Genomic DNA, 24,304 nt, shown 5'->3' with positions numbered 1-24,304 from the left:
GGTCAGACGGGGTCGTTTCGGCGCAGCAGCTCTTCGGGCAGGTGCTCGATGTACTCATCTTCCAGCGGCGGCATCTGCAGGTGGTAGCCTTGGCTTTCGAGGTTCTCCAGCACCTTGGTGATGTCCTCGCGGGCCAGCTTGCGCTCAGGGCTGAGCACCAGGTCGAAAGCGTGCACGGGGGTGCCGAAGAACGGCAGCAGGCCTTCAGGCACGCGCTCCAGGCCGTCAGCCTTGAGTACGTACAGGTACATTTCGTTCTTGCGTGGGCTCTTGTAGATCGAGCAAATACGTTTCATCGGGTTTCTCCGGCACCTGCCAGGTTGTCCAGCAGGGCCTGGCCCATGCGCTCACGGCGCCAGCCGCGCAGCGAATCGGGCAGTTGATAAGGGCCATTGGGGTATCCGCTCTTGAGCAGCGCCTCCAGGGCTTTCTTGCGCAGCATCAACTCGGGCGCAATCCCCAGGCGCTCGCCTTCGGCCTGGCCGATGGCACGCAGCTGCTTGAGAAGGCCCGCAGCCTCGATCGGCAGCGGCTCGGGCAAGGGCGCCGGCCATTGCTCGGCAGGCAGGCTGGCGGCGCGCTTGATCAGCTGGATGAGGCACTCGCCGTCCTGACGAATGGTGCGTGGGTGCATCTCGTCGATCTTGGCCAGGGCCGACAGGTTGTTCGGCTGGCTTTTGGCCATGGGCCAGAGCGAGTGCTCCTTGAGGATACGATTACGCGGCACATCGCGGTTGCGCGCTTCGCGCTCGCGCCAGGCGCACAGCTCACGTAGCACTGCCAGTTGTTGAGGCGCCAGCTTCCAGGCCAGCTTGACGTCGCGGTACAGGCTTTCAGGCTCGACTTCACGGCGCAACGCAGCCACCAACTCGGCGCCGTCTTCCAGCACCCAGGCATACTTGTCGTCACTCAGCCGCGGGCGCAGCACGGTGAACAGCTCGGCCAGGTGCACGGCATCTTCGGCAGCGTAGCTGACCTGGGTTTCCGAGAGCGGGCGTTGCAGCCAGTCGGAGCGGGTTTCGCCTTTGGGCAATTCGATGCCCAGCACTTCCTGCACCAGCCGCGAATAGCCCATGGAGAAGCCCAGGTTCAGGTAACCGGCGGCCAGCTGAGTGTCGAACAGCGGCTGAGGCAGCTTGCCGGTCAGGCGCAGCAGCACTTCAAGGTCTTCGCTGCAGGCGTGCAGCACCTTGACCACACCGCTGTCTTCCAGCAGGTCGGCCAAGGGTTGCCAGTTGCCGATCAGCAGCGGGTCGATCAGAAAGGCGCGTTGGCCGTCGCCGATCTGAATCAGCCCGGCTTTCGGGTAGAAGGTGTCGACCCGCATGAATTCGGTGTCGACGGCGACGAAGGGCAGCTGGTGCCAGTCGCGGCAGTGTTCGGCCAGGCTCTGGTCGTCACGGATCCAGTGAATTTCGATGGCCACAAGGCTCTCCCACTAACATTGGCGCGCAGTATATACGGCGCGGGCACTGCGGGTGAAACTGTCCCGCTTTTCGGGGGCAGTCCACCCTGAGGAAGCCGGCGCACCCGCGAATGAAGGCAATACGGTGTAAGACCCGGGCTTGCCCGGGTTCGCGGGCTTGCCCGCTCCCACAGGGCTTCAGCGCTTGGCCGCCAGCCAGGGCCGGCAACTGGCGAACATGTCCAGCGACTGTTGGTAGAGCTCGGTATGCACCTGCAACAGGCCAAGCATCGAGTGGAACAGGTTGTCCTGGGACAGCGGGGCATCGCTGAGCCGTGCCAGGCAGTCGGTATCGACGCCGAAGTCCTCCTTGTAGCTGTCGGAGAACCAGGTCAGCAGCGGCACGTGCTTCTGCGGCTCGGGAGCGATGGCGTAGGGCGTGCCGTGCAGGAACAGGTTGTACTCGCCCAGCGACTCGCCGTGGTCGGACAGGTAGATCATCGCCGTGTCGACCTTGTCTTGTTTGCTGCGCAGGGTATCGATCAGCGAGGCCAGCACCTTGTCGGTATAGGCCAGGGTGTTGTCGTATCCGTTGATGATTTGCTCCTTGCTGCACTGGTTCAACGCGTTGCTCTGGCACACCGGTGTGAAGCGCTCGCCATCACTGGGGTAGCGCTTGAAGTACTCGGGGCCGTGGCTGCCCATCTGGTGCAGCACCAGCACGGTGTCCTTGTCGAGGTTGTCGATCAACGCGTCCAGGCCTTGCAGCAGGATCTGGTCATGGCATTCACCATCGGCGCACAGCTGCGGGTCCTTGAGGTTGCTGACGTCGATGAACTGCACGCGATCGCAGGTGCCTTTGCAGCCCGACTGGTTGTCACGCCACTGCACGGCCAGGCCGGCACGCTGGAGGATGTCCAACAGCCCTTCGCGGTTCTTCGCTACGCGGGCATCGTAATCCCTGCGCTTCATGCCCGAGAACATGCAAGGCACTGAAACCGCTGTTTCCGTACCACACGAGTGCACGTCGGAAAACGCCAGCAGGCCTTGCTCTTTGGCGAGATTGGGCGTGGTATCGCGGTCATAGCCCAGCACGCCGAAATGGTCTGCCCTGGCACTTTCCCCGACCACCAGCACGGTCAGCGACTTGCGCTCATGTTTTTGCCAGGCCGCATCACGCTTGGCATCTTCGCCATAATGCTGGAACGGGCGCGAAGCCGTACCGACACGCTCGCTGACATAACCAATGGAGGCCCCGACGATATTGCTGGGGGTGAGCATCAGGCGCAATTCATGGTGATTGCGGAACAGCGACGACAGCCCTTGATAATTGACCAACGCGACCGAGCCAATGGTCACCACACAGGCACCACTGACCACCAACTTGCCCAGCAACTCGCGGTGCCAGGGGCGGTAGGCGATCTGCGCCTTCCACAGCAGCACCGATGGCAGCACGCCCAGCAGCAGGATATACGCGGCAAACTTGAACGACATCAAGTCGCGCACTTCCGCAACATTGGTCTCGGCCATATTGCGGAACATCGCGGCGTCAATAAGTACGCCGTACTGGTTCATGAAGTAAGCCACGCCCGCGCCACTGATGAACAACACAATAAGTACCGGCTTCAATACATACCGGAAGGCAAGTAACGTGAGTATGAGATTGAAGGCGAACAGCATCAGCACAGCAAACGCCAGACTCAGCCACAACCCCGACAGGCCGGCAGGAACCGCCGCTTGCAGATGCTCCCAGAGGAACATGTTGAAGCCGATCAGCAGGTAAAGACTGGCCAGCAGCGTGACCCATTCAGTCCGCAGGGATTTGAAGTTGAGCATTAGCGTTCGCAATCAAGAGTGATTATCACCCCCAGGCCAAATGGCACTGTGGGAAAGTTGGGCGAACTCTAGAAAGCACGTCATCAATTTTTTGTGAAAAAGTCGGTAACAATTTCGTGAGGGTGCGTCTTTTACCAATTATCTCAAAACCATTCAGCTGCCATTCAGCCTGAACCGCCGTCACAAGCCTGCGCAAAGACAGCTATCCTCAATGGTCAGGACCTTACCGACAACCCTGACAGAGGTGAAGAAATGCCAGTTCCGCACGATCTGCTCGCTGACCTGCACGTTACCGCTGATGCATTCCAGGCACTCATAGAGAAGGATCAGGACCTGCACAAACTGCACAAGGAGTACAACGCCAAGGACAAGGAGGTGGTAGCCGCCGAAGGCAACGGCACCAACGACGAGGCCGTCAACCGCCTGCGCAAGGAAAGGTTGCTGATCAAGGACAAGATCGAACGGATCATTCATCCGCCCAAATCCTGACAGGCATTTATTGAATCCACCGGCCTCTTCGCGGGCAAGCCCGCTCCTACACCGATGCGCAGACCGTCGTAGGAGCGGGTTCACCCGCGAAAGGGCCGGACCTGCTGGCCAATGTCCCTGGCCGTTCACCGCTCTCGCCGCCACCGTATTCGCGGGTAAACCCGCTCCTACCACCTGCAGGCGCGGGCGAGCCCGCGAAGAGGCCTGCAGCCCTACACAGCAACCAGCGCTTTCAACGCCCCATCCAGGTCCTCGACCAGGTCACGGTAATCCTCGATACCTACCGACAACCGCAGCAGGTTCTCGCTGATCCCCATCACCCCTTTCTGCTCTGGGCTCAGCGAGCAGTGCGACATGCTCCAGGAGTGGTTGATCATGCTCTCCACCCCGCCCAGCGAGTCGGCCAGCACAAAGATCTGCAGCGCCTCCACCAGGCGGTTGAGCGCGGCGCGGTCGCCTTTCACTTTCATCGCCACCACCGCCCCGCCACTGCGCATCTGGCGTTTGCACAGCTCATGCTGAGGGTGGCTTTCCAGCCCTGGGTAATACACCTGCTCGACCTGCGCGTGACCTTCCAGGAAGCGCGCCACCTGTAGGGCATTGGCACACTGGCGCTCCATGCGCACATCCAGGGTCTTCAGACCGCGCAGGGCCAGGTAGCAGTCGAACGGCCCCTGCACCGCCCCTATCGCCATGCTGATACGGCGCAGGCGCGCCAGCAACGCATCATTGGCCGCCACCACCACACCGCCGGTGAGGTCGGAGTGGCCGCCAATGTACTTGCTGGCCGAGTGCATCACCAGGTCCACGCCCAGGGTGATCGGGCGCTGGTTCCACGGCGAGCAGAAGGTGTTGTCGATGCAGGTGAGGATGCCCTTGGCCTTGGCCAGGTCGCACACCGCCTTGATGTCGACCAGGTGCAGCAACGGGTTGGTCGGCGACTCGATCCAGATCAGCTGGGTTTCCGGCTTGATCGCAGCCGCTACGGCTTCAAGGTCGTTGAGATCGACATAGGTGGTGGTCAGCCCCGAGGTGCGGCTGCGGTAATCTTCCATGATGCGGAACGTGCCACCGTACACGCCATTCATCACCACCACGTGGGCATCCTTGGGCAGCAGCTCAAGCACGGTTGCGGTGGCATTGACCCCCGAGGCGCAGGCCACAGCGCCCACGCCTTCTTCCAAGGCAGCGACACAGGTTTCGTAGGCATGCCGGGTGGGGTTGCCGACGCGGCTGTAGGAATATTCCGGTTTATCGTCCAGGCTGCGCTTGGTGAACGAACTGGCGGTGACGATGGCCGGAAAAATGGCGTTATCGGCAACGCTGAACTGCTCGCCGGCGTGAATGGTACGGGTGGCGAAATTGCGCGGCTTGTCGGACATGGTCAGGCCCATTGGCAGAATGAAAGCTGCAACTATCGCACAACCCAAATCATCTGGCCTTGGGGTAATCTGTGAAATATTTTTCTGCACGGCCAGCGCGCGATATGGACAGTTTCGACCAGCACATTCTTACCCTGCTACAGCGTGATGCCTCGATCTCGCTGAAGGACCTGGCCGAGGCCGTCAACCTGTCCACCACACCGTGCTGGAAGCGGGTCAAGCGCCTGGAGGAAGACGGCTACATCCTCGGCCGCGTCGCCCTGCTGGACCCCGAACGGCTGGGGTTGGGGCTTACCGTGTTCGTCCAGCTCAAGACCCAGCGCCACGACAGCGCATGGCTGGAGCAGTTTGCTGCGACGGTGACCGGGTTCGAGGAAGTGATGGAGTGCTACCGCATGTCCGGGGACTGGGACTACATGCTGCGGGTGGTGGTGGGTGATATTGCGGCGTATGACCGGTTCTACAAAAAGCTGATTACCCGTACCGATGGGCTATCGAACATCACCTCCAGTTTTGCCATGGAGCAGATGAAGTACACCACGGCTTACCCGGTGCATCGCGCCTGACTGGTGCTGGATTCTTCGCGGGCAAACCCACAGGATCACCTCAACCTCAAGCGCTGTGAGGTCCCGTAGGAGCGGGTTCACCCGCGAAGAGGCCAGCACAGGCACCCCATCAATCCGAGGCCAGCACCGCCGCAATGCGGTTCCCCGCCTTGGCTTTCACGACCTTGATCGCCACGAATTTCGAGGTCGGGGTATAGGTCCCCTCGCCATAACTATCAAGCGGTACCAACGGGTTGGTTTCCGGGTAATACGCCGCCGCCTGCCCCTCAGGCACGTCATACGCCACCAGGCGGAACCCGGACACCCGCCGCTCCACGCCATCCTCCCACAACGACACAAGGTCTACCTGCTCACCCGGTTCGAAGCCCAGGCGACGGATGTCCGCCTCATTGACGAACACCACCTCACGCAGGCCGAACACCCCACGGTAACGGTCGTCCAGGCCATACAGGGTGGTGTTGTACTGGTCGTGCGAACGCAGGGTCTGCAAAATCAGGTCGGGCTTGTCACCACGGGCCAGTACCTTGGCGTTGACCAGTTCCTCGGGCAGCGCGTGGGGCATGAAGCGGGCTTTGCCCGTGGCCGTGCGGAAGTTGCGATCGGCGGCATTGTTGCCAAGGTGGAACCCGCCGGGGCTGTTCAAGCGTTCATTGAAACCGGTAAAGCCCGGAATCACGTCAGCGATCATGTCGCGAATGCGGTTGTAATCCGCCACCGCGTGCTCCCAGTCGATCGGCTGGTTGCCCAGCGTGGCCTTGGCCATGCCGGCAATGATCCACGGTTCCGAGCGCATATGCGGCGAGCGCGGGCGCAACTGGCCATTGGAGATGTGCACCATGCTGAAGGTGTCCTCCACGGTCACGCCTTGCGGCCCTTCGGCCTGCAGGTCGATTTCGGTACGGCCCAGGCACGGCAGGATCAGCGCATCGCGGCCGGTGACCAGGTGCGAGCGGTTGAGCTTGGTGGAAATCTGCACGGTCAACGCGCAGTTCTGCAGCGCCGCGTGGGTGCGCGCGGTGTCCGGGGTGGCTTGGGCAAAGTTGCCGCCCAGGCCAATGAACACCTTGGCCCGCCCCTCTTCCATAGCCTTGATCGCCAACACTGCGTTGTGCCCATGGGTACGCGGCACACTGAACTGGAAACGTTGTTCGATGGCATCGAGTAGCGCCGCCGAGGGTTTCTCGTCAATGCCCATGGTACGGTCACCCTGCACGTTACTGTGGCCACGCACCGGCGACAGGCCTGCGCCGGGCTTGCCGACGTTGCCACGCAGCAGCTGCAGGTTGACGATTTCCTGCACGGTCGGCACCGAATGGCGGTGCTGGGTGACGCCCATGGCCCAGCACATGATGACCCGCTCGGCCTTGCGGTACATGCGGGCGGCTAGCTCGATCTCGGCCAGGGTCAAGCCCGACTGTTTGACGATGTGCTCCCAGGACGTGGCGTCCACCGCCGCCAGGTAATCGTCGACGCCGCTGGTGTGCTCGGCGATGAAGGCATGGTCGAACACCGCCGGCTCGCCCTTGGCCTGCGCCTCGCGCTCCCATTGCAACAAGTACTTGGCAATACCGCGCATTGCCGCCATGTCCCCACCCAAGGCCGGGCGGAAGTAGGCACTGGAGGTCGGCTCGGAGCCGTTGCTGAGCATTTCGAACGGGTGCTGCGGGTGCTGGAAGCGCTCAAGGCCACGCTCTTTCAGCGGGTTGAAGCAGACGACCTGGGCGCCACGCTTGACCGCTTCGCGCAGGGGTTCGAGCATGCGCGGGTGGTTGGTGCCGGGGTTCTGCCCGATGACGAATATCGCGTCGGCCAGCTCCAGATCGTGGAACACCACGGTGCCCTTGCCCACCCCGAGGGTTTCCGACATGCCCGCGCCGCTGGCTTCGTGGCACATGTTCGAGCAATCCGGGAAGTTGTTGGTGCCGTAGGCACGCACGAACAGCTGGTAAAGGAACGCCGCTTCGTTGCTGGCCCGGCCCGAGGTGTAGAATTCGGCTTCATCCGGCGACTGCAGCGCACGCAGGTGCCTGGCGACCAGCTCGAAGGCCTCCTGCCAGGTGGTTTCGACATAGTGGTCGGTGGCGGCGTCGTAGCGCATCGGGTGGGTGAGGCGGCCCTGGTATTCAAGCCAGTAGTCGGTCTGCTCCTTCAGCGCGCTGACGCTGTATTTGGCGAAGAAAGCCGGGTCGACCGAGCGGCCGGTGGCTTCCCAGTTGACCGCCTTGGCGCCGTTTTCGCAGAACTTGACCATGTCGCTTTCCGGCGACTCGCCCCAGGCACAGCCGGGGCAGTCGAAACCGCCGTTCTGGTTGGTCTTGAGCATGGCCCGCAGGTTCTTGAAGGCGTTGTCGCTGCCCAGCCAGCTCTTGGTCACGCTTTTGAGCGCCCCCCAGCCGGCAGCGGCGCCCTTGTAGTCCCTGATGTGTTCGTCCTGGCTCATGCGATGAATCCTCACGCTTCGATGCTTTTTTCCAGCCTATGGAGCGTGGGAAGGGGCGTCCAATCGAAAGATCTTACGGCGTGATAAGCGGTTTCGATCATGGCTGCCAGAGGCTGTCCCAGGCGATAGAGGCCATCGATCAACCGGTCAGGCAAAGCAATTTGACGGCCTTGCGGCCAGGTTATAGCTTGGAGTCATGTCCCAACCCATTCGAGTGCGAACGTGGAACAGAACAGCCGGGCCCTGATCGACGGCTTCAACCGGAAAATCGACTACCTGCGGATGTCGGTCACCGACCGCTGTGACTTCCGTTGCGTGTACTGCATGGCCGAAGACATGCAGTTTCTGCCGCGCCAGCAAATCCTCAGCCTCGAAGAACTGTTCCAGGTGGCCGAACGCTTCGTCGCGCTGGGCACCCGAAAGATTCGCCTGACGGGTGGCGAGCCACTGGTACGCCAGGGCATCGTCGACCTGTGCGGGCGCATCGCCGCCCTGCCCGGCCTGCGCGAGCTGTGCCTGACCAGCAACGGCTCGCAACTCGGGCGCCTGGCTCAGCCGCTGTTCGACGCCGGGGTGACACGCCTGAACATCAGCCTGGATAGCCTGGATGCCGACCGTTTCAAGCAGCTGACCCGCACCGGCGACCTAGCCCAGGTAATCGCCGGCATCGACGCCGCACGCCAGGCCGGTTTCAGACGCACCAAGCTCAACTGCGTGGTACTCAAAGGCCGCAACGACCATGAACTGGTCGATCTGGTGCGCTTTGCCATCGAACGCGAGCTGGACATCACCTTCATCGAGGAAATGCCGCTGGGGGTAATAAGCGAGCATGAACGTGGCGAATCGTTCTGCTCCAGCGATGAAGTACGGGCACGCCTGGCCGAGCAGTTCACGCTGGTCGAATCGACCGAGTCGTCCATGGGGCCGGCCCGCTACTGGCGCCTGGCCGAAGCCGCGAACACCCGGGTCGGCTTCATTTCCCCGCACAGCCACAACTTCTGCGCCACCTGCAACCGCGTGCGCCTTACCGTCGAAGGCCGCCTGCTGCTGTGCCTGGGCAACGAACACTCGGTAGACCTCAAGCACGTGCTGCGCGCGCACCCTGGCAACCCCGAACGCCTGGAAAAGGCCATTCGCGACTCGCTGCACCTCAAGCCCTATCGCCATCATTTCGAAGTCGGTGGCGATGTGCAGATCCTGCGCTTCATGAACATGACCGGCGGCTGAGCAGCCGTCTCTGGATTTCCATGATCGTCCCCCCCTCCACCGATGTATTGCGCGTGCTGTTCACCCTCAAGGGGTCGATCGTCAAACGCATTGCCCTGCGCTGTCTGATGGTGACACTGCTGGCCGCGCTGATCGTGCTGGTCGAGCGGCATTTCCCGACGTATTTCTACCCGGTCAGCGCCACGCCATTCACCTTGCTGGGCCTGTCGCTGTCGATCTTCATGAGCTTTCGCAACAATGCGTGCTACGACCGTTGGTGGGAGGGGCGCAAGGCCTGGGGCAAACTGATTATCGAAACCCGCTCGTTCGTGCGGGAAAGCGTGGCGATTACCGACGAAACACTGCGCGCCGAACTGCTGCGCAACCTGTGTGGTTTCGCCCATGCACTCAATGCCCGGCTGCGTAACGAGGACGAACGGGCAGCTGCCAGGCCGTGGCTGGCCAGGGCCGATGCGATCAGCCCGCACAATGTGTGCGACGGCATCCTGCGTGAAATCGGCGAACACTGTTCACGGTTGGCCGCACAGCAACAGATCAGCGAATGGCGCTACACCCTGCTGGAGCAGCGCCTGGTGGGCCTGACCGAAGTGCAGGCCACCTGTGAGCGGATCAAGGGCACACCCTTGCCGTTCCCCTACACGCTGCTGCTGCACCGTACTATTTACATTTTCTGCCTGCTGCTGCCGTTTGCCCTGGCCGAGCCACTGGGCTGGCTGGCACCGCTGTTCACCACCATCGTGGGGTACACGTTCTTCGGGCTGGATGCGATCGGCAACGAGCTGGAAGACCCGTTCGGGCGCGATGAGAACGATCTGCCGACCGATGCCATGGTGCGGACTGTGGAGCGCGATGTGCTGGCCGGGCTAGGGGAACAGCAACTGCCTCCCGCCTTGTTGCCGGTGGGATATGTGTTGAGCTGACCGGGGGGTTGCCTGTTCTGGCCTTTTCGCGGGTAAACCCGCGCCTACAAGGGACAGCACAGGGCCCGCCCCCCCGGTAACCCTTAGCCCCGGCTTGCGCAGGCCTCGATCGGCAACAGGTGTTTGACGAAGTTGCATGGCCGGTGCCGTGCATCCAGCTGCTCGGCCAGAATCCCTTCCCAGGCGGTGCGGCAGGCTCCGGTCGAGCCCGGCAGGCAGCACACCAACGTGCGGTTGGACAAACCGGCCAACGCCCGGCTCTGCACGGTCGAGCTGCCAATATCGAGAATCGACAATGCCCGGAACAACTCGCCAAACCCATCGATACGCTTGTCCAGCAGGCACTCGACCGCTTCGGGTGTGCTGTCGCGCCCGGTAAAGCCGGTCCCGCCGGTGATCAGCACCACCTGCACCTGTTCATCGGCAATCCAGCTGGCCACCTGAGCGCGGATCTTGTACAGGTCGTCCTTGAGCAGCGCTCGCGCCACCAGCCGGTGACCGACCTCGACCAAGCGGTTGGCCAGCAGCGCGCCGGAAGTATCGTTGTCGTAGGTACGGGTGTCGCTGACAGTCAGCACGGCGATGTTCAGCGGTACGAAGACCGCATCAAGTTGGACGCGCACGGTGAAGCTCCTTGAAGGGCATTTTCACCACGCTAGAGGCATACCCCCCGAGGCGTCCAATCGATATGACGTACCGGCCGATCAATGACATCTATCGCAGACGTGGGTTAAGGTCTGCATAACCAGACGCCAGGCACTTCCATGGACATCAAGCAGCTCAAGTTCCTCATCGCCCTCGACCAGACCCGCCACTTCGGCCAGGCGGCGGCGCTGTGCCATATCACCCAACCGACGCTGTCCATGCGCCTGCGCAACCTGGAAGACGAACTGGACCTGGTGCTGGTCAAGCGGGGCCAGCGCTTCGAAGGTTTCACCGAGGCCGGCGAGCGCATCCTGGCCTGGGCCCGTACCCTGCTCGCCGCCCATGACGGCCTGCAGGCCGAGGCTGCCAGTTGCCGTGGCCAGGTGGTCGGCAGCCTGCGCCTGGGCACGGTGCCGCTGGCCAGTTTCAACCCCATGCACCTGCTGCTGCCCCTGCGCGAAAAATACCCCGAACTGCACTTTCAGCTCAGCTCGCTGAGTTCGGAACAGGTCATCGACGGCCTCAGCCGCAACCAGCTCGACCTGGGTATCTGCTACCTGGACCAGGTCAACACCAGCTTCTTCGAAGTGATCGAACTCGGCACCACCACCATGGGCCTGCTGCACGATACACGGCACTTCCAGTTCGCCAGCGACCGGCTGCGCTGGGACGAGCTTGGCGATATTCCGCTGGGGCTGCTGAGCAAAGGCATGCACTACCGCCAGTCGCTGGACCTGAGCTTCCGCAGCCGTGGCCTGGAGCCCAATGCGGTGCTTGAGAGCGACTCGAGCTTCCAGCTTATCCAGGCCATCAACACCGGCCTATGCTGCGCGATCATGCCACTGGACTGCGGCCTGGAAGACCTCAGCGAGCACCTGCGCATCGTACCGGTGGCCGACGCCGCCATCCACAGCCCGGTCGGCCTGCTGCTGCGCCGCAGCGAGCCGCGCTCGGCGATTGCCGAGCAATGCTTTGCCGAGGCCCGGGGGTTGTTTCAGGCCACCTGATCGGCGGTAGCCTGGCGATACTGGCGCGGCGTAAAGCCGGTCAGTTGCTTGAACTGGCGGCTGAAGGCGCTGTGGTCGGTGTAGCCGCAGCGCATCGCCACTTCAGTGATCGGCAGGTCCGAATGCAGCAGGCGATGGGCATGCTCCAGGCGCGCCTTGTGGATCATCTGCCGGGGCGTGAGGTGGAACACCCGCTTGCAATAGCGCTCCAGCTGGGCCACGGAAATACCGGCGATGCGGGTCAGCTCGCCCATGCTGATCGGCTGGTGAAAATGCTGGCGAATGTGCTCGTCCACTGCGGCCAGGCGCTGGTAAGCGGGGTGGCTGTCGGCGGCTGACTGCAGGTCGACCGAAATACCAACCAGGCCGATGATCTCGCCCGCCTGGTTGTACAGCGGGCGCTTGTGGGTCAGGCACCAGCCGGGTTCACGGCTGCCGTACAGGTGCAGCTCCAGTTGGTCCTCCAGCACCATCCCTTCCTTGAGCACCCGGCGGTCCTGCTCGGTGTACCCGGGGCCCAGCTGTGCCGGGAACACTTCGGCGCTGGTCTTGCCCAGCAGCGGTTGCAAGCGCTTGAGGCCGCAGCGCTGGACCAAGGTGTTGTTGGCCAGCACGTAGCGGGCGGCCGGGTCCTTGATGAAGATCGCGGCGTTGGGGATGGCGTCGAGCATCGGCAGCAACAGCGATACACCGGCGAGCAGGGCCTCGAGGGTGGCGGGGCGGTGCTGGTCGAGGGACTGGTAGAGGGTTGCCAGGGGGGCGTCGGTCATCTGTCGGTTCTCTGCTGGCTGGGCCGGCCTCTTCGCGGGTGNGAATCCTGTGCGGTGCCTGTGGGCGCGGGTTCACCCGCGAAAGGGCCGGCACTAGCACTGCATCTCTCAAACCCTTATCCGGTATGGCTTTGAGCCTATCCCCCCGCTTTGCGCCTTACCACTGTTTTTCTGCAACTGTGCCGATTTCGTCATCCCCCTTGCAGAAAACCATCAAGAACCGCCGCCCCGACCGGTTCACTCTATGCCCCACGCAAGCCGCCCAAGTCCTACAAGAGCGCGGCCCAAAAAGCCGCATCTCGTGACATCAGACCTGCCTATCCAATAACCAACAAAAAGGCGAACCCATGTCAGGCAAATTCAAAAAACAGTTATCACTGCTGGACCTCACCTTCATCGGCCTAGGGGCCATTTTCGGCTCCGGCTGGCTGTTCGCCGCCAGCCACGTGTCGGCCATCGCCGGCCCGGCCGGCATCCTCTCCTGGTTTCTCGGCGGGTTCGCCGTACTGCTGCTGGGTATCGTCTACTGCGAGCTGGGCGCCGCCCTGCCACGTGCCGGCGGCGTGGTGCGCTACCCGGTTTACTCGCACGGCCCACTGCTCGGCTACCTGATGGGTTTCATCACCCTGATCGCCTTTTCCAGCCTGATCGCCATCGAAGTGGTCGCCTCACGCCAATACGCCGCCGCCTGGTTCCCCGGGCTGACCAAGGCCGGCTCCAGCGACCCAACCGTGCTCGGCTGGCTGGTGCAGTTCGCCCTGTTGGGGCTGTTCTTCTTCCTCAACTACCGCAGCGTGAAAACCTTCGCCAAGGCCAACAACCTGGTCAGCGTGTTCAAGTTCATCGTGCCGCTGCTGGTGATCGGCGTGCTGTTCACCTTCTTCAAGCCAGAAAACTTCGAGGTCCAGGGCTTTGCCCCGTTCGGCCTGTCCGGGGTGGAAATGGCCGTATCCGCCGGCGGCATCATCTTCGCCTACCTGGGCCTGACGCCGATCATTTCGGTGGCCAGCGAGGTCAAGAACCCGCAGCGCACCATCCCGATTGCGCTGATTCTTTCGGTGTTGCTGTCCACCGCGATCTACGCTTTGCTGCAACTGGCCTTCCTCGGCAGCGTGCCGACCGAAATGTTGGCCAACGGCTGGGCCAGCGTGACCAAGGAACTGGCCCTGCCCTACCGTGACATCGCCCTGGCCCTGGGTGTGGGCTGGCTCGCCTACCTGGTGGTGGCCGACGCAGTAATCTCGCCAAGCGGCTGCGGCAACATCTACATGAACGCCACCCCGCGCGTGATCTATGGCTGGGCGCAGACCGGCACCTTCTTCAAGTACTTCACCCGCATCGATGCAGAGTCCGGCATCCCGCGCCCGGCCCTGTGGCTGACATTTGGCCTGTCGGTGTTCTGGACCCTGCCCTTCCCGTCGTGGGAAGCGCTGATCAACGTGGTATCCGCCGCTCTGGTACTGAGCTACGCCGTGGCCCCGGTCAGCGTCGCCGCCCTGCGCCGCAATGCACCACACATGCCGCGCCCGTTCCGGGTCAAGGGCATGGCTGTGCTCGGCCCGCTGTCGTTCATCATCGCCGCGCTGATCGTGTACTGGTCGGGCTGGAACACCGTGTCGTGGCTGCTGGCCCTGCAGATCGTGATGTTCGTGCTGTACCTGTTGTGCAGCCGTTTCGTACCCACCCAGCACCTGTCGCTGGCTCAGCAAGTTCGCTCGTCGGCGTGGCTGATCGGGTTCTATGCGCTGACCATCCTGCTGTCGTGGCTGGGCAGCTTCGGCGGCTTGGGCGTCATCGGCCACCCATTCGACACCGTGGTCGTGGCGGCCTGCGCGCTGGGCATCTACTACTGGGGCGCGGCCACTGGCGTGCCTGCCCACCTGGTGCGCCTGGAAGGCGAGGACGAAAGCGAAGCCTGCGCTGAAACCTATACCGGCCGCCCTGCTGCCGTCGCTTCCTGATCTTTTACGCAAGGGACAAGCCCATGAAACAGATTCACGTCATCGACTCCCACACTGGCGGCGAACCAACCCGCCTGGTGATGAAGGGCTTTCCGCAACTGCACGGCCGCAGCATGGCCGAACAGCGCGACGAACTGCGCGAGCTGCACGACCGGTGGCGCCGCGCCTGCCTGCTGGAGCCACGCGGCAACGATGTGCTGGTTGGCGCACTGTACTGCCCGCCAGTGTCGGCCGACGCCACCTGCGGGGTGATCTTCTTCAACAACGCCGGCTACCTGAACATGTGCGGTCACGGCACCATCGGCCTGGTCGCCTCGCTACAGCACCTGGGCCTGATCGCACCGGGTGTGCACAAGATCGACACCCCGGTCGGCCAGGTCAGCGCCACCCTGCATGACGACGGCGCCATCACCATCGGCAACGTGCCCTCCTACCGCTACCGCCAGCATGTGGCGGTGAATGTGCCCGGCCATGGCGTGGTGCACGGCGACATCGCCTGGGGCGGCAACTGGTTCTTCCTCGTTGCCGAACACGGCCAGCGCATCGAGCTGGATAACCGCGAGGTGTTGACCGAGTACACCTGGGCCATGCTCAAGGCGCTCGAAGCCCAAGGCATCACCGGCGAAAACGGCGCGCCCATCGACCATGTCGAGCTGTTCGCCGACGACGCCAACGCCGACAGCCGCAACTTCGTGATGTGCCCCGGCAAGGCCTACGACCGCTCCCCATGCGGCACAGGCACCAGCGCCAAGCTGGCCTGCCTGGCCGCCGACGGCACGCTTGCCGAAGGCCAGACCTGGGTGCAGGCCAGCATCACCGGCAGCCAGTTTCACGGCCGTTACGAGCGTGACGGTGAGCGTATTCGACCGTTCATCACCGGCCGCGCCCACATGACCGCCGACAGCACCCTGCTGATCGACGAACAGGACCCGTTCGCCTGGGGCATCTGAGCCCCCGGCCTTTTGACCAAACCCAATTTCGCCAGGAGTAACAACAATGACCAACAACATTTTCACCGGCACCATGCCCGCCCTGATGACCCCATGCACCGCCGAGCGCAAGCCGGACTTCGACGCCTTGGTGCGCAAGGGCCGCGAACTGATCGAAGCCGGCATGAGCGCGGTGGTGTACTGCGGCTCGATGGGTGACTGGCCGCTGCTGACCGAGGCCGAGCGCCAGGAAGGCGTGGCGCGCCTGGTGGCGGCCGGTATCCCGACCATCGTCGGCACGGGCGCAGTCAACACCCGTGAGGCAGTGTCGCATGCCGCCCACGCCGCCAAGGTCGGTGCCGCCGGCCTGATGGTCATCCCTCGCGTGCTCAGCCGCGGCGCCTCGCTGATCGCCCAGAAGCATCACTTCTCGGCCATCTTGGCTGCCGCGCCGAAGCTGCCGGCGGTGATCTACAACAGCCCCTACTACGGTTTTGCCACCCGCGCCGACCTGTTCTTCGAACTGCGTAGCGCGTTCCCCAACCTGATCGGTTTCAAGGAGTTCGGCGGTGGCGCCGACCTGCGCTACGCCGCCGAGCACATCACCTCCAAGGATGACGATGTCACCCTGATGGTCGGTGTCGACACCCAGGTGGTGCATGGCTTCGTCAACTGCAACGCCACCGGCGCCATCACCGGCATCGGCAACGCGCTGCCGCGCGAAGTGCTGCAACTGGTGAGCCTGAGCAAACAGGCCGCCAAAGGCGACGCCCGTGCCCGGCGCCTGGCGCGCGAGCTGGAAGCGGCGCTGGCGGTACTGTCGTCGTTCGACGAGGGCTGCGACCTGGTGTTGTATTACAAGCACTTGATGGTGCTCAACGGCGACACCGAGTACAGCCTGCACTTCAACGAGACCGACGTACTGACCGACGCTCAGCGCAACTATGCCGAACAGCAGTACGCGCTGTTCCGCAGCTGGTATGCCAGCTGGTCGGCCGAGCAGAACATCGCCTGAGCAGCCACTGCTCTCCCTGTGAGGGCGGGCGTGCCCGCGAATCAGGCGACCCGGTGCATGGCACCGGCTTCGCCGGTGTTCGCGGGTGAACCCGCTCCTACAGGGGTCGTAATCCCCCCCATGCATCTGCATTAGATATCCAAGGAGGCTACATGCCCCTCACAGGCAACCTGCTGATCGGCCAGAGGCCGGTAACCGGCAGCCGCGAAGCCATCCGTGCCATCGACCCAGCCACCGGTCAGACGTTGGAGCCGGCCTACCTCGGCGGCACCGGCGAACACGTGGCCCAGGCCTGCGCGCTGGCCTGGGCGGCATTCGACGCCTACCGCGAAACCTCGCTCGAACAACGAGCAGACTTCCTTGAAGCCATCGCCACACAGATCGAGGCCCTCGGCGATGCCCTGATCGACCGTGCCATGGCCGAAACCGGCCTGCCCAAGGCACGCATTCAGGGCGAGCGTAGTCGTACCTGCACCCAGCTACGCACCTTTGCCCGTGTAGTGCGCGCCGGCGAATGGCTGGGCGTGCGGGTCGACAGCGCCCTGCCTCAGCGCCAGCCCCTCCCCCGCGCTGATCTGCGCCAGCGCCAGGTGGCCCTGGGGCCAGTCGCCGTGTTCGGCGCCAGCAATTTCCCGCTGGCCTTCTCGGTAGCCGGTGGTGACACCGCGTCGGCATTGGCCGCTGGCTGCCCCGTGGTGGTCAAGGCCCACAGTGCCCACCCCGGCACCAGTGAGCTGGTCGGCCAGGCAGTGGCGCAAGCAGTGAAGCAGTGCGCGTTACCGAACGGTGTGTTCTCGCTGCTTTATGGCTCGGGCCGCGAAGTGGGCATTGCCCTGGTCAGCGACCCGCGTATCAAGGCCGTTGGTTTCACCGGCTCGCGCAGCGGTGGCATGGCGCTGTGCCAAGCCGCCCAGGCGCGCCCGGAGCCCATCCCGGTGTATGCCGAAATGAGTTCGATCAACCCGGTGTTCCTGTTCGACGCCGCCCTGCAAGCCCGTGCCGAAGCACTGGCACAAGGTTTCGTCGCCTCGCTGACCCAGGGCGCCGGCCAGTTCTGCACCAACCCTGGCCTGGTAATCGCCCGGCAGGGGCCGGCACTGCAGCGGTTCATCACTGCAGCCGCCGGTTACGTGCAGCAGGCCCCCGCCCAAACCATGCTCACCCCCGGCATTTTCAGTGCCTACCAGGCCGGTATCGCAGCCCTGGCAGACAACTCCTGTGCCCAAACCATCGCCAGTGGCCAAACCGATCAGGGCCCCAACCAGTGCCAGGCACAGTTGTTCGTGACCCAGGCCGAAGCGTTTCTCGCCGACCCGGCGTTGCAGGCTGAAGTGTTCGGTGCAGCGTCGCTGGTCGTTGCCTGCACCGACGATGAGCAGGTCCGCCAGGTAGCCGAACACCTGGAAGGTCAGCTGACCGCCACCCTGCAACTGGACGAGGCCGACATCGACAGCGCTCGCGCCCTGCTCCCCACCCTTGAGCGCAAGGCCGGGCGCATTCTGGTCAATGGCTGGCCGACCGGCGTCGAGGTGTGCGATGCCATGGTCCACGGCGGGCCGTTCCCGGCCACTTCCGATGCCCGCACCACCTCGGTGGGCACCGCGGCGATCCTGCGTTTCCTGCGCCCGGTTTGCTATCAGGACGTCCCCGATGCGCTGCTGCCGCAGGCATTGAAACACTGCAACCCGCTGCAACTGCGGCGCCTGCTAGATGGCAAACGGGAAGGCTGAGCATGCTCGAAACCGCTGAAACCGATATTGCCGTGGTCGGCGCAGGCATCGTCGGCGTCGCCTGTGCCTTGCAACTGGCCCGCCAGGGCCGTCGGGTAACCCTGGTCGACCGCCAGGCACCCGGCCTTGGCGCGTCCTTCGGCAATGCCGGGCACCTGGCAACCGAGCAAGTGTTCCCGATTGCCGACCTGTCGATCCTCAAGCGCCTGCCTCGCATGCTGCTCGACCCGATGGGCCCGCTGCGCCTGGACTGGAAATACCTGCCCAAGGCCATGCCGTGGTTCACCCGGCTGCTGCTCAACCTGCGCCCGGCGCCGTTCCAGCGCAGCGTGGCGGGCATCCGCACGCTGAACGAAGGCAGCCTGGGCGCCTGGCAACGGCTGTTGGGCTCGATCGGGCGCAGCGAGTTGTTTCAAGAGGATGGTTCGTTGCTGGTGTTCGAGAAGCCTGAGTCACGCCAGGCGTTGGAGGCGTTGCGCACACGCATGCAACAGCAGGCGGTGCCGGTGGATTTCTGGACGGCCGAAACCGTGCGCGAAGCGGCGCCGCAACTCAGCCCGTCACTGTTAGGCGGCCTGTTCTTCCCGTGCACCGGGCACTTCATCGACCCTTATCGGGTGGTGTGCGAATTGTTCGAAGCGGCCAAGGCCAGTGGGGTGCGCTTTGTCCAGGCGCAGGTCGATGGCGGGCAGTTGCACAGTGCCGGCGTGAGCCTTGCCAGCGACCAAGGCATGCTCAATGCCCGCCAGGTGCTTGTCAGCTGTGGCGCCCATTCTGCAAAACTGACTGCCGCGCTGACAGGCACGCGGGTGCCGCTGGATACCGAACGCGGCTACCACCTGATGTTGCCGGGTGAGCACCAGCGCCTGCCGTTTGCAGTCACCTCGCTTGAGCGCAAATTCATCATGACGCCCATGGCCGAAGGCTTGCGCCTGGCGGGCACAGTGGAGTTTGCCGGGCTGCAGGCACCGCCGAGCATGCAGCGGGCATGGCAGTTGCACCGGTTGAGCAAGGGCTTGTTCCGGCACGACTTGAGCGCCGAAGGGGCAACGCCGTGGATGGGTTTCAGGCCTTCGTTACCGGACTCATTGCCCGTGATCGACAGGGTGTGCGATGGGCGGGTGCTGTTGGCGTTTGGGCATCAGCACCTGGGGTTGACCCAGGCGGCGGTGACGGCGGAATGGGTGGGGCGGTTGGCTGAGCAGGCTGGTGGGCCTGAGATGGGCGCATACCGACTGGACCGGTTTTAGCCTCTACCGGCACATTCGCGGGCAAGCCCACTCCCACAGAGAGGGTGCAGTATCTGACACCTGTGGTGTCTCTGTGGGTGCGGGCTTGCCCGCGAATGGGCTGCAAAGCAGCCCCTCCAAGCCTCAGCGATAACGCTCGAGCCAGTGCGCATAAGGCGCTGGCAAGGTCCAGGACGCTTTTTCCACCCCCAGCTCCTTGGCCGCAAAGTAAGCCCAGTGCGGGTCGGCCAGGTGCGCGCGCCCTACCGAAACCAGATCCAGCTGGTTGGCCTGCAATGCGGCCTCCGCCAACTGCGGCGTACCAAAGCCCCACGCCGACGTCACGGGCAGCTTCGCTTCGCGGCGCACGCGCTCGGCAATCGGCCCCATGAACGCTGGCCCCCAGGGGATGTGGGTGTCGGGAATGGTGAAGCCGACACTCACGCTCAGCAGGTCGAGCCCACCGGCCTTGAAGCGACGGGCCAGTTCGATCGACTCTTCCAGGGTCTGCTCATCGCGGCCATCGTATTCCAACACACCAAAGCGCGCCGTCAGCGGCAGGTTCTCCGGCCACACTTCGCGCACGGCGGCCAGTGTTTCCAGCAGGAAGCGACTGCGGTTGTCGAAGCTGCCACCGTAGGCATCGGTGCGCTTGTTGGAGTGCTCGGAGAAGAAGCTCTGGCCCAGGTAGCCATGGGCAAAGTGCAGTTCTATCCACTCGAAGCCGGCATCACGCGCACGGCGGGCGGCATCGACGAAGTCCTGCTTGACCCGGGCGATATCGTCCAGCGTCATTTCGCGTGGCACTTTCGGCAGGTGCGCGCCAACGGCAATGGCAGACGGGGCAATGGTCTCCCAGCCGCGCGCGTCGTCGGCGGCAATGTGGTCATCACCCTCCCACGGGCGGTTGGCGCTGGCCTTGCGCCCGGCGTGGGCGATCTGGATACCCGGCACGGAGCCGGCAGCCTTGATGGCCTGCACCACCGGTACGAACGCCTGAGCGTGGGCATCGCTCCAGATACCGGCGCAACCGGGGGTGATACGCCCTTCCGGCGCCACAGCAGTGGCCTCGACCACCAGCAAGCCGGCACCACCACGGGCCAAGCCGGCCAGGTGAACGTGGTGCCAGTCGTTGATCATGCCGTCTTCGGCCATGTACTGGCACATCGGCGGAATGGCAATCCGGTTACGCAGGGTGACGTCTTTGAGGGTGTAGGGTTCGAACAGTGCGGACATGGGAAACTCCGGGTTCATTTGAATACTGTTGTTCGATCATAATCGAACTATGGCAATTAATGAAACCCCCGTTATCATGTCAACCATGCGAGCCTATAAACATCCCAACCCCGACGACCTCATCCTTGAACGCCTGCTCTATGCGCTCAGCGACCCCGTACGCCTGGAAATCGTCCGCCACCTGGCCGGCGTGGCCGAGGCCAGCTGTGGCGAGCTGGATGGAGGTCGGCCGAAGTCGAGCATGTCCCACCACTTCCGTGTGTTGCGTGATGCAGGGCTGGTGCAAACCCGCAATGTGGGGACTACCCATATGAATTCGCTGCGTAGCGAGATGCTGGGCGAGCGGTTTCCCGGGCTGCTGGAGTGCATCCTGCGCCAGCAGTGATACCTGTGCAGGCCTCTTCGCGGGTGAACCCGCTCCTACCAGGGATGGCGATAAGCCTGAGGGTTGCGCTGTGCTTGGCAACAAAAAAGCCACGAGGTCTCCCCCGTGGCTTTCTTTCACAACAATGGCCGGTTACAGCGCCATGTCGTTCTCAGGCTTGCTCTCAACCGGCTTGCTTGCCGCGCCACCGAATTCAACGCTGGCGTCGATCACCGGCGGTTTACCCAGTTGCAGCACTTCAGCGGTGTAGTTCCACTCTTTCTGGGTGGCCGCTGCCGAATCGTTCAGCTTGGTGCCGTAGCTCGGCACGATTTCCTTGATCTTGGCCTGCCACTCCGGGGTAGCGACCTTGTCCTTGAACACGGTTTCCAGCACGTTCAGCATGATCGGCGCAGCGGTCGAAGCACCTGGCGAGGCACCCAGCAGACCCGCGATGGTGCGGTCTTCGGAAGCCACCACTTCGGTACCCAGCTTCAGCACGCCGCCCTTGTCGGCATCACGCTTGATGATCTGCACACGCTGGCCGGCCTGCCACAGGCGCCAGTCTTCCTTCTTGGCATTCGGGAAGTAGGTGCGCAGGGCTTCGAAGCGGTCATCGTCAGACAGCATCAACTGGCCAGCGAGGTACTCGACCAGCGGATACTGGTCGACACCCACCTTGGTCATCGGCCACACGTTGTGGGTGGTGGTGCTGCTCAGCAGGTCCAGGTAAGAACCGTTCTTCAGGAACTTGGTCGAGAAGGTAGCGAACGGGCCAAACAGGATGACGCGCTTGCCGTCCAGCACGCGGGTGTCCAGGTGCGGGACCGACATGGGTGGCGCACCGGTCGAGGCAATGCCGTAGGCCTTGGCCATGTGCTGCATGGCCACGGTCGGGTTCTCGGTCACCAGGAACGAGCCGCCCACCGGGAAGCCTGCGTATTCCTTGGCTTCCGGAATACCCGACTTCTGCAGCAGCTTCAGCGCGCCGCCGCCGGCACCGATGAACAGGAACTTGGCGTCGGTGGCCGACTCGGTACCGTCCTTCAGGTTCTTGTACTCGACGTGCCAGGAGCCGTCCTTGTTGCGGCTGATGTCCTGCACTTCGCTGGACAGCTTCAGGTCGAAGCCTTTCTGGGTCTGCAGGTGGCCAACGAACTGGCGGGTGATCTCGCCAAAGTTCACGTCGGTGCCGATCGGCGTCCAGGTCACGGCCAGCTTCTGATTCGGGTCGCGGCCTTCCATCATCAGCGGGACCCACTTGGCGATCTGCGCGTGGTCCTCGGAGTACTGCATCGGACGGAACAGCGGGCTGGTCTGCAGTGCGTCGTAGCGTTTCTTGAGGAACTTGATGTTGTCATCGCCCCACACGAAGCTCATGTGCGGGGTGGTGTTGATGAACGAGTGCGGGTTCTTCAGCACGCCCTGGCGTACCTGCCACGACCAGAACTGGCGGGAAATCTGGAAGGCTTCGTTGATTTCGATGGCCTTGGAGATGTTGACGTTGCCGTCCTTGTCTTCCGGGGTGTAGTTCAGCTCGGCCAGCGCGGAGTGGCCGGTACCGGCGTTGTTCCAGCCGTTGGAGCTTTCTTCGGCCACGCCATCCAGGCGCTCGACCATTTCCATCGACCAGCTTGGCTCCAGCTCGTGCAGCCACACGGCCAAGGTGGAGCTCATGATGCCGCCGCCGACCAGCAGCACGTCTACTTTCTTGGTTTCTGCAGCGTGCGCTTGCATGACGCTTGCAGCGACCGCCAGACCCAGCAAGGTCTTGCCAGCTTTCTTGAACATTGATCAATTCCAGTCAGGAGAACAGAGTGAGGGCCTGTGGCTGGCCCCGGTAAAGCGTGTTCTTCAGCGCAGGCTTTTTGTTGATCATTGTTCAGCAGCCAGAGAACTAGAAAACGGCTCGGCCTTTGGTCGAATTGACCGACAAGGCTGAATCGTTTTTCCGATTGTATCTGAAATGCCAGCACAAACAAATTGCAGGCAGACGCGTCAAGGCGACCGGTTGCCCCAGCGGCAGTTTGTCACGTCAAAAACAAAAACCCCCGGCCATGTGCATGACCGGGGGCCTTGGATCACGCCGCAAGCGTCGCGATCAGGGTACCGCCAAGATTACTGCTGCTGAGGCAGTTTATCGATTGGGCCGCAGCCACCGATGATCTTGGAGATGGAAACCGAAGGGTGGAACAGGTAGTCGTAGGTGCAGTTTTTCGGTTGGTTGTAAACTTGGCCAGTGCAACCCGACAGCAGGGCAACACCCGAAACGACGGCAACGGCAACGGTGGCCTTGAACAGCTTTTTCATTACTCAGTCCTTTAAATGAATCATCTTCGACCATCGTCTGATGGCCGCGGAATCATACAGACTCCAGGCATTGGATCCAAGCCGCACTTGGCACAGGTTCTTTGCAACTGTGCAACAACAGGTTGAAAAGCGCGCCGTTGGCGACGATAGTTCAGCGCACTGCCTTCGCAATGCCCAACAGGAACTCACCATGCTTGGCGTCACCGACTACGGCGCATTCGTCATCGCCTTCCTTATTCTTCTGGCCATCCCCGGCCCGGGCAATTTCGCCCTGATCACCGCCACCGGCAAGGGCGGTATCAAGGCAGGCCTGGCCGCGACCTGTGGCGTTATCGTGGGTGACCAGGTGCTGCTGTGGCTGGCGGTAGCCGGCGTCGCCACCCTGCTGGCCACCTACCCTGCCGCCTTTCATATGGTGCAGTGGGCGGGGGCTGCATACCTGGCCTACCTGGGCCTGCGCATGCTGCTGAGCAAACCCGGTGGTGCAGCACACACCTGCCGCATGGACAACGGCCAGTACCTGCGCCAGACCATGATGATCACCCTGCTGAACCCCAAGGCGATCATGTTCTACATGGCGTTTTTCCCGCTGTTCGTCGACCCGGTGAAGCACCAAGGGCTGGTGACGTTCGGTTTCATGGCGGCGACCGTGGCGGTGGTGACCTTCCTGTATGGGCTGATTGCCGTGGTGCTGACCCATCAACTGGCCGAGCGCATGCGCGCCAACCCGCGAATTGCCAATATGTTCGAGCGGCTGGCGGGGGCTTGCCTGGTGGGATTCGGCATCAAACTGGCGGCGATGCGCTGATCCCAAGCCCGACAGTGTCCGGGCACACCTGACAG

The 24,304-nt window shown here is 63.1% G+C and carries 22 protein-coding genes; 12 read left to right on the top strand and 10 right to left on the bottom strand.

All coding sequences use genetic code 11. The features are described from left to right. Nucleotides 1-2: 2 nt before the first annotated feature. The 3 genes from ACTJJN_RS14840 to ACTJJN_RS14830 all read right to left on the bottom strand — a co-directional run bounded on the left by ACTJJN_RS14840 (nt 3) and on the right by ACTJJN_RS14830 (nt 3,241). Entirely contained in the window at nt 3-296 is a 294-nt protein-coding gene (locus ACTJJN_RS14840; protein ID WP_003254683.1) for a YcgL domain-containing protein, read from the bottom strand. Beyond that, on the bottom strand, nt 293-1,426 hold the full coding sequence (gene rnd, locus ACTJJN_RS14835) for a ribonuclease D (protein WP_003254685.1): 1,134 nt from the start codon (nt 1,424-1,426) through the stop codon (nt 293-295). The genes ACTJJN_RS14840 and rnd overlap by 4 nt, the downstream gene beginning before the upstream one ends. Nucleotides 1,427-1,603: 177 nt before the next feature. Then, the gene (locus tag ACTJJN_RS14830; protein WP_012051501.1) at nt 1,604-3,241 is read right to left on the bottom strand and encodes a phosphoethanolamine transferase; all 1,638 of its coding nucleotides are present in this window, start codon (nt 3,239-3,241) and stop codon (nt 1,604-1,606) included. A gap of 252 nt (nt 3,242-3,493) precedes the next feature. Here ACTJJN_RS14830 and ACTJJN_RS14825 point away from each other — a divergent pair, with 252 nt between their 5' ends. Next, the gene (locus tag ACTJJN_RS14825) at nt 3,494-3,730 is read left to right on the top strand and encodes a YdcH family protein (RefSeq protein ID WP_003254689.1); all 237 of its coding nucleotides are present in this window, start codon (nt 3,494-3,496) and stop codon (nt 3,728-3,730) included. A 212-nt stretch (nt 3,731-3,942) separates the two neighbouring features. Here the strand turns inward: ACTJJN_RS14825 and ACTJJN_RS14820 are convergent, their stop codons facing one another. Continuing rightward, entirely contained in the window at nt 3,943-5,124 is a 1,182-nt protein-coding gene (locus ACTJJN_RS14820; RefSeq protein WP_012051500.1) for a trans-sulfuration enzyme family protein, read from the bottom strand. A 92-nt stretch (nt 5,125-5,216) separates the two neighbouring features. Here ACTJJN_RS14820 and ACTJJN_RS14815 point away from each other — a divergent pair, with 92 nt between their 5' ends. Beyond that, nucleotides 5,217-5,678 carry an Lrp/AsnC family transcriptional regulator gene (locus ACTJJN_RS14815; RefSeq protein WP_003254691.1) on the top strand — a complete coding sequence of 154 codons (462 nt, stop codon included), beginning with the start codon at nt 5,217-5,219 and terminating at the stop codon, nt 5,676-5,678. Between the two features lie 109 nt (nt 5,679-5,787). On the opposite strand, the gene ACTJJN_RS14810 is transcribed toward ACTJJN_RS14815, so the two are convergent. Continuing rightward, nucleotides 5,788-8,118: an FdhF/YdeP family oxidoreductase gene (locus ACTJJN_RS14810; protein WP_014755678.1), complete on the bottom strand. Its 2,331-nt coding sequence runs from the start codon at nt 8,116-8,118 to the stop codon at nt 5,788-5,790. Between the two features lie 222 nt (nt 8,119-8,340). Between ACTJJN_RS14810 and moaA the strand changes: the two genes are divergently transcribed. Together moaA and ACTJJN_RS14800 are read left to right on the top strand one after the other, a co-directional pair. Beyond that, complete coding sequence (gene moaA / locus ACTJJN_RS14805; protein ID WP_012051497.1) at nt 8,341-9,345, top strand: GTP 3',8-cyclase MoaA; 1,005 nt, start codon at nt 8,341-8,343, stop codon at nt 9,343-9,345. A 20-nt stretch (nt 9,346-9,365) separates the two neighbouring features. Next, nucleotides 9,366-10,265, top strand: a complete 900-nt coding sequence (locus tag ACTJJN_RS14800; RefSeq protein WP_014755676.1) for a bestrophin family protein — start codon at nt 9,366-9,368, stop codon at nt 10,263-10,265. Nucleotides 10,266-10,348: 83 nt separating this feature from the next. Here the strand turns inward: ACTJJN_RS14800 and moaB are convergent, their stop codons facing one another. Further along, nucleotides 10,349-10,888 (bottom strand): molybdenum cofactor biosynthesis protein B, encoded by a 540-nt coding sequence (gene moaB / locus ACTJJN_RS14795; RefSeq protein WP_088513425.1) that lies wholly within the window; start codon nt 10,886-10,888, stop codon nt 10,349-10,351. 141 nt (nt 10,889-11,029) lie between these two features. Between moaB and ACTJJN_RS14790 the strand changes: the two genes are divergently transcribed. Further along, nucleotides 11,030-11,917, top strand: coding sequence for a LysR family transcriptional regulator (locus tag ACTJJN_RS14790; RefSeq protein WP_012051494.1), 888 nt, complete (start codon nt 11,030-11,032; stop codon nt 11,915-11,917). Here the strand turns inward: ACTJJN_RS14790 and ACTJJN_RS14785 are convergent. Beyond that, on the bottom strand, nt 11,905-12,687 hold the full coding sequence (locus ACTJJN_RS14785; protein WP_088513426.1) for an AraC family transcriptional regulator: 783 nt from the start codon (nt 12,685-12,687) through the stop codon (nt 11,905-11,907). The genes ACTJJN_RS14790 and ACTJJN_RS14785 overlap by 13 nt on opposite strands. A gap of 347 nt (nt 12,688-13,034) precedes the next feature. On the opposite strand from ACTJJN_RS14785, the gene ACTJJN_RS14780 reads away from it, so the two are divergent. The 5 genes from ACTJJN_RS14780 to ACTJJN_RS14760 all read left to right on the top strand — a co-directional run bounded on the left by ACTJJN_RS14780 (nt 13,035) and on the right by ACTJJN_RS14760 (nt 19,572). Next, the gene (locus ACTJJN_RS14780) at nt 13,035-14,648 is read left to right on the top strand and encodes an APC family permease (protein WP_012051492.1); all 1,614 of its coding nucleotides are present in this window, start codon (nt 13,035-13,037) and stop codon (nt 14,646-14,648) included. 23 nt (nt 14,649-14,671) lie between these two features. Then, nucleotides 14,672-15,598, top strand: coding sequence for a 4-hydroxyproline epimerase (locus ACTJJN_RS14775; protein WP_440781365.1), 927 nt, complete (start codon nt 14,672-14,674; stop codon nt 15,596-15,598). 46 nt (nt 15,599-15,644) lie between these two features. Continuing rightward, complete coding sequence (locus tag ACTJJN_RS14770) at nt 15,645-16,592, top strand: dihydrodipicolinate synthase family protein (protein ID WP_003254709.1); 948 nt, start codon at nt 15,645-15,647, stop codon at nt 16,590-16,592. A gap of 152 nt (nt 16,593-16,744) precedes the next feature. After that, the gene (locus tag ACTJJN_RS14765; protein ID WP_440781364.1) at nt 16,745-18,322 is read left to right on the top strand and encodes an aldehyde dehydrogenase (NADP(+)); all 1,578 of its coding nucleotides are present in this window, start codon (nt 16,745-16,747) and stop codon (nt 18,320-18,322) included. 2 nt (nt 18,323-18,324) lie between these two features. Further along, entirely contained in the window at nt 18,325-19,572 is a 1,248-nt protein-coding gene (locus tag ACTJJN_RS14760; protein WP_392494131.1) for an NAD(P)/FAD-dependent oxidoreductase, read from the top strand. Nucleotides 19,573-19,695: 123 nt separating this feature from the next. Here the strand turns inward: ACTJJN_RS14760 and xenA are convergent, their stop codons facing one another. Beyond that, entirely contained in the window at nt 19,696-20,787 is a 1,092-nt protein-coding gene (gene xenA / locus ACTJJN_RS14755) for a xenobiotic reductase XenA (RefSeq protein ID WP_440781363.1), read from the bottom strand. Between the two features lie 49 nt (nt 20,788-20,836). Here xenA and ACTJJN_RS14750 point away from each other — a divergent pair, with 49 nt between their 5' ends. Further along, the gene (locus ACTJJN_RS14750; protein ID WP_003254716.1) at nt 20,837-21,172 is read left to right on the top strand and encodes an ArsR/SmtB family transcription factor; all 336 of its coding nucleotides are present in this window, start codon (nt 20,837-20,839) and stop codon (nt 21,170-21,172) included. 132 nt (nt 21,173-21,304) lie between these two features. Here ACTJJN_RS14750 and mqo read toward each other — a convergent pair whose 3' ends face one another. Together mqo and ACTJJN_RS14740 are read right to left on the bottom strand one after the other, a co-directional pair. Beyond that, nucleotides 21,305-22,942, bottom strand: coding sequence for a malate dehydrogenase (quinone) (gene mqo, locus ACTJJN_RS14745; protein WP_440781362.1), 1,638 nt, complete (start codon nt 22,940-22,942; stop codon nt 21,305-21,307). A 327-nt stretch (nt 22,943-23,269) separates the two neighbouring features. After that, nucleotides 23,270-23,461, bottom strand: a complete 192-nt coding sequence (locus ACTJJN_RS14740; protein ID WP_003254720.1) for a YhfL family protein — start codon at nt 23,459-23,461, stop codon at nt 23,270-23,272. A 190-nt stretch (nt 23,462-23,651) separates the two neighbouring features. Here ACTJJN_RS14740 and ACTJJN_RS14735 point away from each other — a divergent pair, with 190 nt between their 5' ends. Then, complete coding sequence (locus ACTJJN_RS14735) at nt 23,652-24,269, top strand: LysE family transporter (RefSeq protein WP_003254721.1); 618 nt, start codon at nt 23,652-23,654, stop codon at nt 24,267-24,269. Nucleotides 24,270-24,304 lie beyond the last annotated feature (35 nt).

Origin of the sequence: Pseudomonas sp. 22515 (assembly GCF_052044625.1) — a bacterium.
Classification (GTDB): Bacteria; Pseudomonadota; Gammaproteobacteria; order Pseudomonadales; family Pseudomonadaceae; genus Aquipseudomonas; species Aquipseudomonas alloputida.
This window is presented reverse-complemented; position numbering and strand designations above follow the sequence as displayed.